At 66.3% G+C, this 17,163-nt stretch carries 13 protein-coding genes; 8 read left to right on the forward strand and 5 right to left on the reverse strand.

The window, feature by feature from the left end:
- Nucleotides 1-267: 267 nt before the first annotated feature.
- Genes ORI60_RS11480 through ORI60_RS11495 form a run of 4 tightly spaced genes read right to left on the reverse strand, consistent with a single transcriptional unit; the run spans nucleotide 268 to nucleotide 3,060 of the window.
- Nucleotides 268-456, reverse strand: a complete 189-nt coding sequence (locus ORI60_RS11480) for a hypothetical protein (protein ID WP_266037036.1) — start codon at nucleotides 454-456, stop codon at nucleotides 268-270.
- A complete protein-coding gene (locus tag ORI60_RS11485) occupies nucleotides 453-1,439 on the reverse strand; it encodes a DNA cytosine methyltransferase (RefSeq protein ID WP_266037038.1) in 987 nt (328 codons plus the stop codon). Before ORI60_RS11485 ends, ORI60_RS11480 begins: the two co-directional genes overlap by 4 nt.
- 47 nt (nucleotides 1,440-1,486) lie before the next feature.
- Complete coding sequence (locus ORI60_RS11490) at nucleotides 1,487-2,371, reverse strand: TRM11 family SAM-dependent methyltransferase (protein ID WP_266037039.1); 885 nt, start codon at nucleotides 2,369-2,371, stop codon at nucleotides 1,487-1,489.
- Nucleotides 2,368-3,060, reverse strand: a complete 693-nt coding sequence (locus ORI60_RS11495; RefSeq protein ID WP_266037041.1) for a hypothetical protein — start codon at nucleotides 3,058-3,060, stop codon at nucleotides 2,368-2,370. The genes ORI60_RS11490 and ORI60_RS11495 overlap by 4 nt, the downstream gene beginning before the upstream one ends.
- Before the next feature lie 521 nt (nucleotides 3,061-3,581).
- Here ORI60_RS11495 and ORI60_RS11500 point away from each other — a divergent pair.
- Genes ORI60_RS11500 through ORI60_RS11535 form a run of 8 tightly spaced genes read left to right on the forward strand, consistent with a single transcriptional unit; the run spans nucleotide 3,582 to nucleotide 13,843 of the window.
- Nucleotides 3,582-4,409 (forward strand): hypothetical protein, encoded by an 828-nt coding sequence (locus ORI60_RS11500; RefSeq protein ID WP_266037043.1) that lies wholly within the window; start codon nucleotides 3,582-3,584, stop codon nucleotides 4,407-4,409.
- The gene (locus tag ORI60_RS11505) at nucleotides 4,400-4,759 is read left to right on the forward strand and encodes a pilin (protein ID WP_266037045.1); all 360 of its coding nucleotides are present in this window, start codon (nucleotides 4,400-4,402) and stop codon (nucleotides 4,757-4,759) included. Before ORI60_RS11500 ends, ORI60_RS11505 begins: the two co-directional genes overlap by 10 nt.
- Nucleotides 4,759-6,582 (forward strand): hypothetical protein, encoded by a 1,824-nt coding sequence (locus ORI60_RS11510; RefSeq protein ID WP_266037047.1) that lies wholly within the window; start codon nucleotides 4,759-4,761, stop codon nucleotides 6,580-6,582. The genes ORI60_RS11505 and ORI60_RS11510 overlap by 1 nt, the downstream gene beginning before the upstream one ends.
- On the forward strand, nucleotides 6,579-7,607 hold the full coding sequence (locus ORI60_RS11515; RefSeq protein ID WP_266037048.1) for a PrgI family protein: 1,029 nt from the start codon (nucleotides 6,579-6,581) through the stop codon (nucleotides 7,605-7,607). The genes ORI60_RS11510 and ORI60_RS11515 overlap by 4 nt, the downstream gene beginning before the upstream one ends.
- Nucleotides 7,604-9,394 (forward strand): VirB4 family type IV secretion system protein, encoded by a 1,791-nt coding sequence (locus ORI60_RS11520; protein ID WP_266037049.1) that lies wholly within the window; start codon nucleotides 7,604-7,606, stop codon nucleotides 9,392-9,394. Before ORI60_RS11515 ends, ORI60_RS11520 begins: the two co-directional genes overlap by 4 nt.
- Nucleotides 9,394-11,868 (forward strand): type IV secretory system conjugative DNA transfer family protein, encoded by a 2,475-nt coding sequence (locus ORI60_RS11525; RefSeq protein WP_266037051.1) that lies wholly within the window; start codon nucleotides 9,394-9,396, stop codon nucleotides 11,866-11,868. Before ORI60_RS11520 ends, ORI60_RS11525 begins: the two co-directional genes overlap by 1 nt.
- Before the next feature lie 14 nt (nucleotides 11,869-11,882).
- Nucleotides 11,883-12,887 (forward strand): replication-relaxation family protein, encoded by a 1,005-nt coding sequence (locus ORI60_RS11530; protein WP_416234390.1) that lies wholly within the window; start codon nucleotides 11,883-11,885, stop codon nucleotides 12,885-12,887.
- Nucleotides 12,884-13,843 carry an NlpC/P60 family protein gene (locus ORI60_RS11535; RefSeq protein ID WP_266037055.1) on the forward strand — a complete coding sequence of 320 codons (960 nt, stop codon included), beginning with the start codon at nucleotides 12,884-12,886 and terminating at the stop codon, nucleotides 13,841-13,843. The genes ORI60_RS11530 and ORI60_RS11535 overlap by 4 nt, the downstream gene beginning before the upstream one ends.
- A gap of 53 nt (nucleotides 13,844-13,896) precedes the next feature.
- On the opposite strand, the gene ORI60_RS11540 is transcribed toward ORI60_RS11535, so the two are convergent.
- Nucleotides 13,897-17,121, reverse strand: a complete 3,225-nt coding sequence (locus ORI60_RS11540; RefSeq protein WP_266037056.1) for a tetratricopeptide repeat protein — start codon at nucleotides 17,119-17,121, stop codon at nucleotides 13,897-13,899.
- Between the last annotated feature and the right edge of the window lie 42 nt (nucleotides 17,122-17,163).

A 17,163-nucleotide genomic window follows, 5' to 3' on the forward strand; every position in this document is an offset into this window, starting at 1 on the left:
GCCGAACCGCGAGGCGGTTGAGCAGAAGCCGCGCCGCCTCGAGGTCGATGTCGTTCACGATGACTCTCTGCGCACATACGCGCTGAGCGCCTGGTCGAGCGCCGCCGTCGTGCAGACGACAAGGAGGTCGCCAGCGGCAGAGGTGGTGAGAAGAAGCCCGTCGCCGCACGCAGTAAACATCGGTGCTGGACCGCCACGGGGAGACGGATGTGGCCGAGCTTCCGGCGGTCGAGCACTGTCGGTTCAGCGATGTGCCGCGCAGCCAGTTCAGCGGCTTGACCAAGGACCTGGCACCCAGACGACCATGGACATCATGGTTGTGAACGCGTAGCGCGAGAAGCCTCGTTTGAACTCGTTCAGGAGGCCGGGCAACCGGTAGCCCGTCAACCCGAGGCGAGTTGCTCGATTGATGGTGCTGGCCGCCTCGATTTCGGCCAGAGCTTCTACGAGGTTCATGCCGCACGCCCTTGGGTCGGCGCGTGCGTGATCGCCTGGAAGTCGTCAAGCAGCACCGAGACTGCGAGGGCGGCTTGGTGCGGGACAACGCCGTTGCCGAGGATCCGCAGCTGGTCGACGCGGAGCAGCGGAACGTCTGTGAGCCACCCAGCCGGGAGGCCCATGAGGTGCTCGACGAACGCGGGGGACAGCACCGGACCGCCGTGTACGCCTGGCACGGTCGGATGTGGGACTGCTCGGCCAGTGACGTTCTCCCAGCGGGTTACAACATGGGAGAAGGCGCGCCAGTTCGTGTGCGAGGGCGGCGGAGTCCGGGACGAGTTGTCCCGGATGACCGCGTCGACTTGGGCATGGAGCCTCGTGGCGCTCGCTGACGCACTGCAAGCATGTCGTTGACGATGTCGTGCAGACTCACCTGACGACCGAGGGCGCGGCGCCGTGCCGGATCGGCGGCGCCGCGGTTGTCGCCGTCTCGCGCCTGCGGCGTCGGGAACAGCGGGCCATGCGAGCAGGAACACGCGTTCGCGGCGGTGTGGCGTGCCGACGTCGGAGGCGCGAACGCTGCGCCAGACCGCGTCATACCCTGCCTCGGCCAGGTCCCCGAGAACGCGGTGGAGTCCGCCGTTCCTCCAGCGGAGCGCGGCGACGTTCTCCACGACGACGAACTGCGGTCGTAGAACGCAAATGCCCTCCACGACGTCGATCCACACTCCACTGCGCGTTCCCTTCTCGATGCCTTTGCGTCGTCCAGCGGCGGAGATCTCCTGGCAAGGGAACCCGACGGTGAGGACGTCGACTTGCTCGACCGTGGTCCAGTCGACGAGGCGAAAGTCGCCCAGGTTGGGCACGTCAGGCAGGCGGGCGGCGAGAACCTCTTCAACCTGTGCGTCGTGGTCGGCGCACCACGCGATGCGACCGCCACCGAAGGCAGCCAGGACCCCGATGTCCAAGCCGCCGTAGCCGGTGCAGAGCGAACCCAGCACCGGCCCAGGACCGAACCTGACGGACAGGTCGGGAGCGACGCGCGTGTTCATGCGGCGCGTGCTTTGACGGCCGCTGAGCGAGACGGACGAAGTGGTGTGCGGAAGATGAGCACGTCTTCGTGTGCGATCAGGTGCAGGGGAAGACCCGCCTCGCGCTGCTTGCGGAGGAAGTCGCGTTGGAAGAACGAACCTCGGGCGACGAAGTCGTGCTCGGCGACCCGTGCGAGAAGAGCAACACATCGTTCCACCGGAATGAGGCCGGCGTTGCGTCCACAGGTGAGGATCTGCGAGGGCAGGTCGATGAGTTCGGCGTGCTCACGCCAAGGGCGGACCGTGATGGCGATGTGCCCGCCTGGGCGCATGAACTCGCTGAGCGCGCCGAGGATGCGGGTGAATCCGCTGAGCAGTCGATGGTGGCCGATGTTGGCGAGGTTGCCGCGGTCGAGCGTGCTGCCGTACTGGTGGAAGTACTTCTGAATGCCCTCGCCAGGAGCCACCGCGACTTGGCCGTGCGTTGACGGTCCATACGGCGGCGAGGTCACCACGAGCGCGACTTGGCCGCGCAGTTCGGCGGGCAGCAACGTGGACAACTGACGGGCGTCGCCATGGAAGACCTGGCCGTCGTGATCGACGCCTTGCTCGGCAGCGAGAGCGAGGTTGTTGCCGGCGACGGTGACCCAGTGCGGTTCGTACTCGACGCCCACGGCGCGCCGTCCGAGGCGCACGGCCTCGACGAGCGTTGTGCCGATGCCGCACATCGGGTCCAGCACTAGGTCGCCGGGCTCTGTGTAGTGCGCGATGGCGTAGCGCGCGACGTCGGGCAGCATCTTCGCGGGATGTGCGGTCGACTCGCGGGTGTAGCGGTTCTTCCGCTGGGTTGAGGGCGAGGTCTGAGCCGTCGACCAGACGGACACCGGGAGTTCGCTGTTCATCGGATGACCCCCGCTTCGATGACGGCGTTGGCGAGCGGTCGAGCTGCGTGGTCGTGGGGCTGGGCGAACACCAGCACGTCCGAGTGGATACGGAGATGTGGCGCGGGAAGACCGCGCACCGCGGCGCGGTGTCGCGCACGATGAAGTTCCTCCGCGTCGTGGTCGTTGAGGTCCACTTGGAACCGGCCGCTGTGGATCGGGGCGTGCACGGCGACGATGTGCTGGAGATAGAGGAGATCGGCGAACTGGGCGCTGGTGACGACCTGGCCGGTGCGGTCCACGAGTTCACCGCTGGCCGCGTCGTTGTGGGTCAACACGACGAGGACACCGCCGACTCGGAGCAGTCGTGCCGCGGTGAGCACGACCTGGTCCGCCAACTCTGCGATCGTCTGGTGAGGCGGCGTGCAGGTGATGACCAGATCGGCGGTCGCGGTCGGCTCCTGCTCCACATCGGACTCAGAGTTTGCCCGACGGCCGAGATCGTTCACGGCTTCGACCGCTGGCCCGGTGGAGCTTGAGCTGGTCGGCCAAGGCAGTACGACGACTCGGTCGTCCGGGCGGCTGAACGCGCGGACCACCTGCTGAATGAGGCGGACCGGCCAGTCTTCGTCCAGCGGAAACTGTGCAGGACCGCAAGCCCACACGGTCGCCGGCGTCGGGCCTGTCGTGGATGAGGACGGGCGCCTCACCGGCCGGGCCGGACTGACCCTGCTGACGTTGGGCGCAGTCGGGTACGGCCTGCGAGTGCCATCAGCGCGGGCAGAGCCGGGTGCTGAGGACGGTCGTGCTCCAGGACGGCGAGCCGTCCCATCGGTACCAACGGAATCGCCGAATCGCGTCACGGATCCTCCAGGTCGGGGATGTCGCCTCATTGGCGGGCGGTGATTGACACCCCTGAACTCCGAATGCGGATCCTGTTCGGGACGTGCGAGTTCTTTTTGGGCTCCAGACGGCGTGGAGGTCGCTAACCGATCGAGTACCGGACAGGTACCGAGGTGCTAATCCGCTGGTAGCGGAGGGGTAAGCAGCTGTGAACTCGTTCGACCGCCCGTACCCGCCATGGCAGGCGTGAATGCTGTTGGTAAGAGCCAAGTCATTGCTGGGTCAGAGTTTGGTGATGGTCAGCGTGGCGCCCTGACGGAGCTGGATTTCCACTTCGTCAGGAGTTCCGATGCTTCCCAGAAACTGCCCTGGTATCACTGTCGGCTCGATGCCGCTCGACGTCGTCCGCTCTGCTTTCGCGTGGCTCGTTGCCGGCCCTCATCCGGTGTCCGTCGACGGGAGCCTGTTCGACGGGTTCCCTGATCGCAGGGTTCGGGTGGACGAAGTCCGTGACCTGTTGCTCCGCCGGACATGCCCACAGAGCGTCCGCGATGCAGTGTGGACTCACCTCGTCCGGCTTGCTCGGACCGAAGGTGCAACATGGACGGTCGCGTGCGCCGGGATCGCTTTGCCGGCGCTACTCAACGTCGCGTCGAAGCTGACCGCTCGGTTCGCCGACGATCCGAGCGACATCCACAGTTCGGTGCTAACAGGGTTTCTCGCCGAGCTAGCCACGATCGACCTCAGCCGTCCGCGCGTCATGGTGCGGCTGCGCTGGGCCGCCTGTCGCGCCGGACACGCAGCTCTCCGCGAAGCACTGGACACGCCTGCGCCGTCAGCCATTGCGATCGCTTCAGCATCTCCAACTGCGGCGTGGGGACATCCGGACTTCGTTCTCGCGCGCGCTGTCGAAGACGGCGCGGTCTCGTCCAGTGAAGCCGACCTCATCGGCCTGACCAGGCTGGAGGAAGTACCGCTAGCCGCGGTCGCTGAACAGCGCGGCGTGAGCTACGAGGCCACGAAGAAAGCTCGCCAACGCGCTGAACGCCGCCTCGTCCTCTACCTGCGCGACGACGTCGGGCCGGTGTCCCGGAACACTTCCGAATCCGGAGTTCAGGGGTGCGAGAGGCAGCCGATCGCCTCCCCGCACACCAGTTCGCCCGACGTGCCCGCGCCGCCGTCGAGCACGACTCCGGAGGTGCCGCGATGCGCTTGATTCGTTCGTTCCGCCACAGCAGCCGGGTTCTTCTTCTCACCGAGTTGGTCGTCGTCGTTCTGCTGATCGCCACGTCGACCGCCTCCGCGCAACCTGTGTACGTAGTTGCGCTCGCGTCCACGTTGGACGAAGTCCTCAACAACATCCGCAACTGGATCATCGGCATCGCCGCCGCCATCGCCACGGTGTGCTTCTCGATCGGCGGGCTGCGACTCCTCATCAACGGGTCGGAGCCTGGTGAAGTCGACAAGGCGAAGGCATCGTTCAAGGCCGGTGGCGTCGGGTTCGCCATCGCTATGCTCGCGCCGTTGCTCGTCGCGATTCTCAAGACGTTGGTCGGAGAACGGTGATGAACACCGCCTCCACAGCCACTCGTCCTTCGACGACCAAGCGGCGGATCGCGTGGGCGGTGTTCGGTGCGCTCGCCGCCATTCTCAGCGTCGGAGTCACCTCGGCTGCTGCGGAACCGCAACCGCCCAACCCGACTACGACGACAACCAGCCCGCCGACGACTTCTGCACCACCCCCATCGACACCGCCCGTTCCCAAGTCAGACGACTGCGGGATCACCGACGTCGGTGCGTGCGTGTCGGAAGGCATCACGAGCTTCTTCTCGGCGCTGGTGGTGGGCGCGCTCAACCCGCTGCTGAAGACGGTCGGCGAGACCTTGCTGGCGACGCCTCGCCTGGATCAGGTCCCTCGCATCGCCGAGTTGTGGGAGTCGTCCCGCGTGATCGCGGTCGCGAGCTACGCCCTGCTCATCACAATGGCCGGGTTGATCCTGATGACGTACGAGACGTTGCAGACGCGCACCACCATTCGCGAGACCGCGCCCCGCATCGCCATCGGGTTCCTGGCCGCGAACCTGTCGTTGCTTCTCGCGGGACGAGCTGTCGAGTTCGCGAACGCGCTGTCGTACGCACTCGTCGCCGGCGGAGTGGACCCGGACGCCGCCGCCAAGCAACTCGCCGGGATGTTCGCGAACACCGTGACGAGCGCGGCAACCGGGGGCAGCATCTTCAACCTGCTCGTGAGCCTCGGCATCGTCGTGCTGCTTCTGGCGTTGCTCGGCACCTATGCCGTGCGAGTCGCGGTGACCGCCTTGCTTCTCGCAGGCGCACCACTCTGCCTCATCCTGCACGGCCTGCAGCAGACAGATGGGATCGCGCGATGGTGGTGGCGTGCGTTTGGCGGCGTGCTCGCAATCCAGATCGGACAGTCACTCGTTCTCATCGTGGGGTTGCGCGTCCTGCTGTCCGACGGGGGCTTCAGCATCTTCGGCCCCAACCCGGACAACGTTCTGAACCTCATCGTCGCCGGGGCTTTGTTGTGGATCCTGGTCAAGATCCCGAGCTGGGTCATGCAACGTGTTCAACTCGGCGGCGGTCGCACCTTCCTGGGATCGCTGATCCGCGGCTTCATCGCCTACAAGACCTTCGGCCTGATCCGCCGGGGAGCGGCAGGTTCGGCACGGGCACCTGGCGCTCGAGCGAGTCGTCCACCTGCCAGACCACCCGACCCGTACTCGAACGTCAAGGCGACCGCGTCTGGCCAGTACATGCTGCCGTTGTCCGGACTGAGGCGACGCTCCAAGGCCGCTCCGGCACCTGCAGCGCCTCAGGCCGGCGGCGTACGGAAACCCCAGGGCCGACAACTCGCTCTTCCGTTTGACAAGGGGTGGCCGTCGGATCGGCCAGTGCTGACCCGCAGTGGCCAGTATCGGCTCCCCATCGACGTTCCGCGGGCGGCACCAAGCAGTCCGGTGGCCGCGAGTCCAGCCCCCTTGCCTCGACGTGATCCGGGCAAGCAGCTTGAGATCCCGTTCGACCCTTACCGAGGCATTCGGCCGACACGTCACGGCCAGTACGTACTTCCGCTCGATGTCGCGCGGGTTCCGAAGCCGCCAGCACCCCCTGCGCCCAAGCAGCCCCGGCGAACTGCTGGCCGAGTGCATCAACCGGAACTTCCCTTCGACCCGTTCGCCGGGACTCGGCCGCAACGTGATGGTCAGTACGCGTTGCCGCTCGAAAGGGTTGCTCGCGTCGCGCCTCCGCCGATTCCGAAACCGTCGTCGTCTCCACGTCGAGCACGTTCGCGTCAGCTTCGGCTTCCGCTCGACCCGCCTGTCCGCGCACCGCGAAGCGCCAAGCCGACTACCGGCGGTGCGTCATGACACGACCTGTGCGAATTCCCGCTGACGTCGACCGACCCGATCGCATCCTGTTCGGCCTGACCGGACGACAGCTCACCATCCTCACAACGACCGGGGTGACGCTCTACGTCCTGTGGGCGGTCACCCAGCGGTTTGTCCCGCTGCCGGCGTTCTTGTTTCTCGCGCTCCCGTTCGCGACGGTCGCTGTCGTGCTCGCCCTTGGCCAGCGTGACGGAGTGTCGCTGGACCGCTTGCTCTGGGCTGCACTCCGGCAGCGCTTGACGCCGCGAAGGCATGTCGCGGCGCAGGAGGAAGCCTTGTCCGCACCGGACTGGATCACCGCCAGCGTGGACTCAGGGGCCGAGCACGAGCTCGCGTCCTCTCCGTTGCGTTTGCCGGTGGAGGACGTGACAGCGACCGGAGTTGTGGACCTCGGCGCGGACGGCCTAGCGCTCGTCGCCGTGGCCGGCACCGTCAACTTCGCTCTCCGAACGCCGATGGAACAGCAGGCCATCGTTTCGAGCTTCGGCAGGTACCTGCACTCGCTCACCGGGCCCGTCCAGGTGCTGGTCCGTGCACACCGGCTCGACCTCACCGAACAGATCGTCGAACTCCGCGACACCGCCGGCGGGCTTCCGCACCCAGCACTGGAGCGGGCAGCTCGTGAACACGCGGACTTCCTCGAACACCTGGGTGCTGGAACCGAACTGTTGCGTCGACAGGTCCTCTTGGTGCTGCGGGAGCCGTTCGGCATCGCCCAGGAGACCAAGGGCGCGTTGCCGATGCTCCGCCGTCGAGGAGGCGGGCAGGTGGGTGAGGGGCCTCGACGCGCTGCCGAAGCGCAGTTGGTCCGGCGGCTGAACGACGCGATCGAACTCTTCACGAGCGCTGGCGTCGTCATCACTCCGCTGGATGCGGGACAAGCGACCGCAGTGCTCGCGGCGGCGTGCAATCCCGACACCCTCCTGCCGCCTTCTTCAGGACTCGCCAATGCCAGCGAGGTCATCACGACCGCGTCCGACTACGACTGGGAGCAGGCGCCATGATCAACGCGATCGTTCCGGACGCCATCTCCGTGGGCACTCGGCACCTGGAGCTCGGCGACGAATGGGTGGCGAGCTTCGCCATCACGGGTTTCCCACGTGAGGTCTACCCGGGCTGGCTCTCACCGCTGCTGAACTACCCCGGCCGGTTGGATGTCTCGCTGCACATCGACCCCGTCGACCCGGCCACCTCGGCGGCTCGGCTGAAGAAGCAACTCGCGCGGCTGGAGTCCGGGCGCCGGCACGACGCCGAGCACGGTCGGCTTCCAGATCCGCAAGCCGACATCGCGACCGCGGACGCGCACGATCTGTCAGACCGCGTCGCCCGCGGGGAGGGCAAGCTCTACCGGGTCGGCCTGTACCTCACCATTCACGCTGCCGGTGAGCGGGAGCTCGCGGACGAAGTGGCCGCGCTCCGATCGTTGTGCGCGAGTTTGCTGCTCGACGCCAAACACACGACGTACCGAAGCCTGCAGGGCTGGGTGTCCACGCTGCCGTTGGGCATGGACCTGATCGGGATGCGCCGCACCTTCGACACGAGTGCGCTGAGCGCTGCCTTCCCGTTCACCTCGCCGGACCTGCCGGCGCCCGACCCGACGAGCGTCGCAGCACCGTCCGGAGTGCTCTACGGCTACAACATCGGCTCCCAAGGCCTGGTCCACTGGGATCGCTTCGGCGCCGGGATGCACAACCACAACTCCGTGATCCTCGGCCGGTCCGGCGCGGGGAAGTCCTACCTGGTCAAGCTCGAACTGCTCAGGTCGCTCTACCGCGGTGTCGAGGTCGCGGTCATCGACCCCGAGGACGAGTACGTCCGGCTCGCTGCCGCAGTCGGCGGCGTCCAGGTGCGGCTCGGCGCGGACAACGTGCGTCTCAACCCGTTCGACCTACCTGTTCACGTGCGCGCTGACGGCCGCCGATCTGCGCCGCGTGACGCGCTCCAGAGACGTGCGCTGTTCCTGCACACCGTGATCGCAGTCCTGATCGGACGCGAGCCCGACGCGGCTGAACGAGCGGTCCTCGACCAGGCGATCGCCGCCGCGTACGAGTCGGTCGGCATCAACGCCGATGCTCGAACATGGTCCCGACCGGTTCCGACCTTGCGCACGCTGCGCGAAGTCCTCGGCAGCTATGGCGACAAGACGGCAACGAGCCTCGCTGCCCAGCTCGGGCCCTACGTCGACGGTGCCTTCAGCAAGCTCTTCGACGGCCAGACCACCACGCAACCCGAAGGTCATCTGATCGTCTTCAGCCTTCGCGACCTGCCGGACGAGCTGAAGAGCGTCGGGACCGTGCTCACCTTGGACGCGGTCTGGCGGCGCATCACCAACCCGGCGATTCGTCGGCCGCGGCTCGTCGTCGTGGACGAGGCCTGGTGGCTGATCAAGGAGCCGGCCGGAGCGGCCTTCCTGTTCAAGACCTCCAAGGTCGGCCGGAAGAACAACGCCGGTCTCACCGTGATCACTCAGGACGCGCTGGACGTTCTCGGCAACGACATCGGGCAGGCGGTGGTCGCGAACGCCGAGACGCAGATCCTGTTGAGGCAGGCCCCCCAGGCGATCGACAAGCTCGCCCACCTGTTCCACCTCTCGGAAGGCGAACAGGAGTTTCTGCTGTCCGCTGACCGAGGCCAAGGTCTGCTGTCCACCGGTACGCAGCGCGTCGCATTCCAGAGCATCGCATCTCCTGCCGAGCACGAGCTGATCACCACCAACCCGGCGGAGCTCACCGACGACCTCGACGACGCCGAGGCGGCGTACGTCGACATCGACGACATCGAGGTGGCGTGATGACGAGCAACTGGATCGACTACTACCTGACCGATCCGGGATCCGGCATCTGTGACTTCGTGTCTGCTGCTCAGGACTGGGTGATCGCATCCGGACCTGTGCTCGCGCCCGCTGCAGCTGTGGGCGCGGTTGTTGCGCTCGCAGCTCGTCGAGCTTGGCGACGCCGCTGCCACACGCTCCTCGCTGCTGAAGCTCGGATGGTCACCGTCCTAGTGCCGCCGCAGCCGGACTCGACCGGCGGCGCGGCGCTCTGGTCGCACCTCGTGGGGCTCCTGCGCCCGGCGTGGCACCGCATGCTCACTGGCCAGCCACACCTGGTTTTCGAGTTCACGTTCTCGCAGGCAGGGGTCAGGATTCGGATCTGGGTGCCCGGCGCGGTTCCGCCCGGTCTCGTGGAACGTGCTGTCGAATCGGCCTGGCCGGGTGCCCACACGAGCACGACGCCAGCCGAACCGCCTCTTCCGCTTGCCAGCCCTGGTGAGCGAATGGTGGCCGCTGGGGGAGAGCTGCGCCTCGCACGTGAGGAGGCTCTACCATTGCGCGTCGACTTCGCGGCAGATCCCCTTCGCGGACTGCTCGGGGCGCCGGTCGGCTTGGGAAACAACGAGCATGCCTGCCTACAGGTGCTTGCTCGCCCGGCGACCGGGCGTCGCCTGGCACGAGGGCGACGTGCCAGGCGCAGCAGTACGAACCTCGCCGGGCACTTGCTCGACCTGCTCACACCGTCGTTGAGGACCCCGCGGCGAGCATCCGTCACCCGAACCAGCCACATCGTCCCCGAGTACAGGCTTGAGCTGTCGAGTCAGCACCGTGCGTCCGTGAACAAACAGCGCAGCAGCCAATTCGAGGTCGTGGTGCGGTACGGCGTCTCGACGTTGCTCAGTACCGACGCCTCGGAGACCGACGTGCGTCGAGCGAAAGCTGCGATCCGCGGACGAGCTCACGCCTTGGCTACGACGTTCGCCACCTACACCGAGCACAACCACTTCGCCCGCAAACGGCTTCGCCGGCCGACACAAGCGCTCGCCGAACGCCGACTCGGTCGAGGCGATCTGCTCTCGGTGCCCGAGCTCGCGGCTGTTGCGCATCTGCCGACCGATGACACCCTGCCCGGCATCCAACGTGCCGGTGCCCGAGCGATCGCTCCGCCCCCAGGAATCCCAGCGACCGGCCAGGACATCAAGCCGCTCGGACTAACCGACAGCGGCCACAGCAGACCGGTCGGTCTCCGGGTTGCCGATGCCCGCCACCACATGCACGTCATCGGCGCCACGGGCTCCGGCAAGTCCACGTTGCTGGCCCAGCTCGTGCTCGCGGATGCCGAAGCAGGGCGTGCCGCGGTCGTGATCGACCCGAAGGGCGACCTCGTCACCGACCTCCTGTCCCGGTTGCCGGAAGCAGCCGCGGACAGGGTGGTCCTCTTCGACGCGGACTCCCGGAACCGGCCGCCCTGCCTCAACCCGCTCGACGGAGGCGACCCGGACCTGGCCGTCGACAACCTCGTCTCGATCTTCCGGCGCGTGTATGCGGCGTTCTGGGGACCACGTACCGACGACGTCGTGCGTGCCGCCTGCCTCACGCTCCGGCTCACCGACGGCGTCGCGACGCTCGCCGATGTGCCGAAGCTGCTGGCTGACCCCGCCTATCGCGCCAGGACCACTGCAGGCATCACGGACCCGGTGTTGCGCGGCTTCTGGACCTGGTATGACGACCTCAGCGACGCAAGCCGATCCCAGGTCATCGCCCCGCTGATGAACAAGCTCCGAGCCTTCCTGTTGCGCAGGTTCGTGCGCGACACCGTGGCCGCTGGCCGATCCACGGTGGACATGAAGGAAGTGCTGGACAACGGCGGAATCTGCCTCGTCCGCATCCCCAAAGGCTCGCTCGGTGACGAAACCGCGCGGCTCGTCGGCTCGATCGTGGTCGCCAACGTGTGGCAGGTCGTCACAGCTCGCGCTCGTACGCCGCAACGCGACAGGCGGGACGCCACCCTGATGCTCGACGAGTTCCACAACTTCCTGAACCTGCCGTATGCGGTGGACGACATGCTTCCTGAGGCGCGAGCCTTGAGGCTTTCGCTGGTGCTGGCTCACCAGAACGCCTCGCAGCTTCCTCGGGAGATGCAGGAAAGCATCTCAGCGAACGCCCGCAACAAGTTCTTCTTCAACGTAAGTCCCGAGGACGCGCACCACCTCTCCCGGCACACCGCCCCGCGGATCTCAGCTCACGACCTGTCGCACTACGACGCCTTCCACGCCGCGGTCCGCCTGGTCGTGCACGGGGCTGAGACAGAGCCCTTCACCGTGGTCACCGAGCCGCTCCGTCCCGCCGTGCCCGGACGGAGCCGACTGCTTCGAGTAGCCGCGCGCAACAACCAACGAGTCCACCCGAAGGCCGTCCACACGGGACCCGGTGGTGGCCGGCCCACGTCGCGACGGGCGGCAGATCCACGACGCAGCAACACTTCCAGCTGACCAGGGGAGTACGCATGCTCGCCGCACCCACTACGCAACGACGTCACCGCGCGCCCAAGTCGGCTCGACTCGCACCTCGCGTAGCGAACTCCGCTGCACACCAAGCGGTGCTCGCGACCAGACTCACTCCCCGAGACCGCTGGATCGTCAGCATGCTCTGGGAACATCGCGTGCTGACCTCCGAGCTGATCACGTCGGTGGCGTTCCCGTCCTACCGCTCTGGACGACAGCGCCTGCGGGAGCTGTACCTCTGGGGCGTAGTCGATCGCTTCCAGCCGTTCACGCCGGTCGGAAGCGCGCCCATGCACTACGTCCTCGCGCCTGCCGGCGCCACGGCATTGGCCTCGCAGCACGGCTTCGAAGCCAAGGACCTCGGCTACCGGCATGACCGGGCCGTTGGCATCGCCCACAGCCCGCGGCTCGCCCACACGGTCGGCGTGAACGAGTGGTTCCTCGGCCTCATCGCGGACGCCCAGCGCAGTGACACCTTCACCGTCGACGCGTGGTGGTCCGAGGTTCGGTGCGCGAGGCTCTTCGGAGATCTCACCCGGCCGGACGGTTACGGTCTACTCGGCTGCGGGGGTTCGCACGCCGAGTTCTTCCTGGAGTTCGACCTCGGCACCGAGCCGTTGACGAAGGTCGCTGCCAAGCTCGTGGGCTACAGCGCGCTCGCCGAGAGCACCGGCATCTCAACCCCGCTGCTGTTGTGGTTTCCAACCGCACGACGAGAAGCCAGCGCTCGCAAGCAACTCCTTGCGGCTTGGCGCGGACTCGACAATCCAGACGCCGTGCCGGTTGCCACTGCGGCCGCCAACCTCCTCGCACCTGACGACCAACCGAGCCCAGCGAGTGCGGTTTGGCTGCCGCTCAACACGCACTCGTCGAACCGCGTACGTCTTCGCGAGGTGCTTCCAGCCTGCCCGCGTCCCGCTGAGCCGGCGAACGACTCGCTGGTGGTGCTACCTCCGCCAGACCCGATGCCGCCTCCGGCGTCGGGACCGGGCGGCGGTGTCCGATGATGTCCAAGCTTGGCGCCGCAGTTGGCACGGTGCTGCTCGTCGCCGTTCTGGCAGCAGCAGGTGTCGTCAACGCGGTGTCCGCCTTGTTCGGCTCGTCAACGTCCGGGCACGTGAACTGTGCCAAGCCGGTCGAGGACATACCGCCGGCGTTCTGCGTGCTCTACGTCGCCGCAGCGCGTGTTTGTCCCGGCCTCGACTGGAGCATCCTCGCGGCCATCGGCAAGATCGAAACTGACCACGGGCGCCTCGACGCGCCGGGTGTGACCAGCGGCGAGAACTTCGCGGGCGCTGGCGGGCCGATGCAGTTCCTCGAACCGACCTTCGCAGGCGTGCTCGGACGTCATGCGCTTCCGCCAGGCGGTGCCACGCCGCCCTCGCGCTACAACCCGCACGACGCGGTGCACGCGGCAGCCTTTTACTTGTGTGATTCAGGGGCTCCGCAGGACCTCTACAAAGCGATCTTCGCGTACAACCACGCCGATTGGTATGTACGCGACGTGTTCGCCCAAGCGCGGAAGTACTCCGAAGCGGCAAACCTAGGCACCGGCGACTGCGCCGACATCCGCACGGCCACTCCGGCAGCGCGGGTCGCGATTGAGTTCGCGTGTGCGCAGTTGGGCCTGGCCTACGTCTGGGGCGGAGACGGCGAGGCAGAGGGCGGGTTCGACTGCAGCGGGCTCACGAAGGCGGCGTACAACGCTGCTGGCGTCGAGTTGCCCCGCACAGCGCACACACAGCACGACGCTGGGCCGCTGGTTCCTGCGGGCGAGGCGCTTTTGCCGGGCGATCTGGTGTTCTACGGGACAACACAGGACATCCACCACGTGGGCCTGTACCTCGGGGCAGGGCAGATGATCCACGCGCCTACGTTCGGCCAGGTCGTCAAGATCAGCCCATATCGCTGGACCGGCGACGACTACTACGGCGCGACACGGCCGGACAATAGAGTCTTTTAGTTTCCGAACTTAGTTGACAATTTTTCGTTCGTAGATGAAGTTCAAGACGAAACTTAAGATAATCCAAGATTGTCGCCGTCGGCTGGGTCGGTGGGGTAGCAGACTGATCCGTCGGCGTTGAAACCGAAAGCATGGATGTGTGCAGCTTCGCGTCGGCTGAGTTTGCCCTGAGTGAAAAGCAGGGCGGTGAATTTTTCAATGGCACCGTCAGTACCGGCGTCAACCTCTGCTCGCAGCTCGTCGATGCGAGCTTGATCCGCCAGCAGATCGACGAGGTGCCGGGCGGCATCCTTGTCGCCGGCGTCGGCGCGTTGCCCTAGTTCGTCGGTCCGATCCTGTTGGACGAGCAGATCGAGAAGGGCGACGTGTGAGGAGAGTTGTCCCGCATCGGCGCGCATTCTGAGCTCGTCGAGAAGCCCATGCTGGGCGAGCAGTCCGGCCAAACGCCCGGCGGCCTCCTTATCGCCGGCGTCCGCGCGCGCTCGAAGGCTCGTGATGCGACCGTTTTTGGCAAGCAGTTCGGCGAGACGGAAGGCGACCGAGTGATCGTCGTCAGCGTGCGCCCACAACAATTCGATGGTCTCGTCCACGTGGTCGGAATTCTCCAGCTGATCCGCCAGTCGCCACACCGCATTCCTATCTCCGGTGTCCGCGCGTGCCCGCAACTCCTCCACCCGGCCCTGCTGGGCGAGAAGGTTATTGAGCAGCACGCGCTCGGTGACTATCACCTTGTTGATGTCGGCGGCAGGTTGGAGTGCCTCGATGGCCTCGTCTACACGTCCCTGCTTCATCAACAGGTTGGCAAGGAAGGAGGATACGTCTGCCTCGTCGGGGTAGCCGCGTAGCACGGTGATGGCATCGTCGGGGTGTCCAGACCGCTCCATGTGCTGGGCAAGCCGCCAGGTGGCCGCTCGATCGCCCGCATCGGCACGCGCGCGAAGTTGGTCAAGGTGCCCCTGGTCGATCAGCAGGTCTGCCAACTCGAAGCCGGCCATTTTGTCGCCGGCGTCAGCACGCACGTGTAGGTCGTCGACGCGACCCTGCTCGGCGAGCACGCATGCCAGCCAATGTGAGACGACCAAGGTGAAGTGAGGGTCGTCGCGGTGGCTGTCAAGTAGCGCCGAGAGTTGCTCAGCCTTGCCCTGCTCGGAGAGCACGTCAGCGAGCCGCCATAGCGAGACCTCGTCGCCGGCTTCCGCACGGACCCACAGGTCGTTGATTCGGCCTTGCCTCGCGAGGAGATCAACCAACAACTCGGGACCGCGGTCCGCGCCCGCCTCGGGATGAGCCACCAGCACCTCGATAGCTTCATCAAAGCGACCGACATGGGCAAACAGGCAGGCCAGACGCCACAACAAGTAGTTGTCGTCCGCGTGCAGCCGCAGCACATCGATCGCCTCATCGGTACGGCCGAGGCGCACCAGGAGTTCGGCGAAGCGGTCCACCGTCTCATAGCCGCCGGTTCGCGTGTGCTCGCGCAACACGTCGACTGCGTCGTCCTCTCGGTCCAATTCGACCAGCAGATCGACAAGCCGATCAATACCGATCGAGTCCCGGCGAGGCAACCGCAGGACCGTGATCGCCTCGTCCATGCGGTTCTGGCTGCGCAGCAATCCGACCAGTTCAGCGGTGGCGAACCACACGCCAGCCTCAGCATGAGGTCGTAGTACTGCGATGGCCTCGTCCGTGCGCTTCTGCTGGGCCAACAGAACGGCCATCGTATGGGCGGCGTCGGCGTCGCCGTCGTCGACCAGCCGACGGTAGAAGGATTCCGCGTAGTGATGGCGTAAACGTGCTCGTGCGGCGTGTGCCAGTCGCCGAAGATCATCGTTGTTGGTCTCGTGTGCCACCAGTGCTTTCCAGCAGGCAGCAGGAGGACTCACCGTGCGGCGAGCCCGGCGCGCGTACTGAAGAACGTAGTCGGCGACCATGTATCCAGCAATCGGACCAGCCACATCATCCCCGACGGGAACGGGCGTGAGGGTGCTAGCCGCGCCGTGGAGTGGGACCAGCGCGTAGGACAACGCCGCGTCCAACCAATCGGGGGGCGCGGCCGCCCGTTGAGCGGCAGTGAGGTAACCGACCGCCGCGGCAGCTAGGAATTCACGGGTCAGAGGCGACCACACACCGAGCCGACGGGCATCGGCTGCCGCAGTGATGATCGCTCTCGCATAGGGCGTCGGCGCGTACTCCCACCAGCGAATCAGCGCAGGCCCGGCGGCCAGCACCTGGATCAGGCCGGCGTCGGTGACTGTAAGAGCTTCCCGGATGCGATTGTCGGTGGCAGCGAGTGCTGCTGCCCGACCAAGTTCCTCAGCGGTGAGGGTATCGCTGATATCAATCACGGTGGCCAGGCTGAGGAGTTCACGGTCGGCTCGATGCATATCAGCCGACCCGGGCTGGCGCGGTACCATACGCGTCAGGTAGATATCCGGCCAGAGTGTAGCGATCACGACCATGCCAGCCCGGCACAACGCACGCACCGTCTCAGCGGTGGTCCCCTGGTGGCCGAGGTAGCGTTGGAGCTCGTCAAGCCACACAACGGTTTGTGCGACCGGCGCTGAGGCTAGTGCGCGCGTTTCGTCGGCATTTTCTGGCTGTATCAACCACCAGTCGGGAAAACATTCCCGAATCGCCTCGGAGGCCGTCCGCGTCTTTCCCACCGATGACGAACCCACTAGAAGCAGAAAACAGCCTCTTCCAATATCAGGAGCCAGCTTTGCGCGCAGCTTGGCGTCAACGTCCCTAGTCACGTACGCCGGCAGCTCGCCCGTGGTATCCCGCACCTGGATCGCCGCGTGCACTCCCAACTCCCGCGGTGAGACTTCACGAACCCGTAGTCTCGGTGCCTGCCCTACGAGTGCATGTTCAACCCATGCTTCATGCTCTGTCTTGATCTTTCTGAGGCGTGTGGCTGTGTAGTGCACGGGTTGGTCGTCCACCCTTTTGTGGTCGACTCGACACAGCAAGATCAGATTTGCGTAGCCATCGATCGCAGCGGGGACACCCTCGCCGTAGCGCGGGCCACCCGGCGAGCGTGCCGCGATGTGAGCCTCATCGCCGACAACGGCATCTTCGTCCGCCGACGTCCGTTGCGCGACGAGGAGTTGGCGACAAAGCGCGCATCGGTTGCCAGACCGGCCCCAGAGGATCTTTCTGTCCTTGTCGCTGATGCTCACCTTGACATGATGCCGGATGTCATAGGCGCGTCGGCGGAAGGCATCTCGACGTGCACTGACAGCAGCGCTCGCGCAGAAGTGGGGATTGGTCGCGCTCATCGGCGCCGGTGTAATCACCCCGCCTGTAGATGACCGACTGGA

This window comes from Lentzea sp. NEAU-D7 (assembly GCF_026242055.1).
Classification (GTDB): Bacteria; Actinomycetota; Actinomycetes; order Mycobacteriales; family Pseudonocardiaceae; genus Lentzea.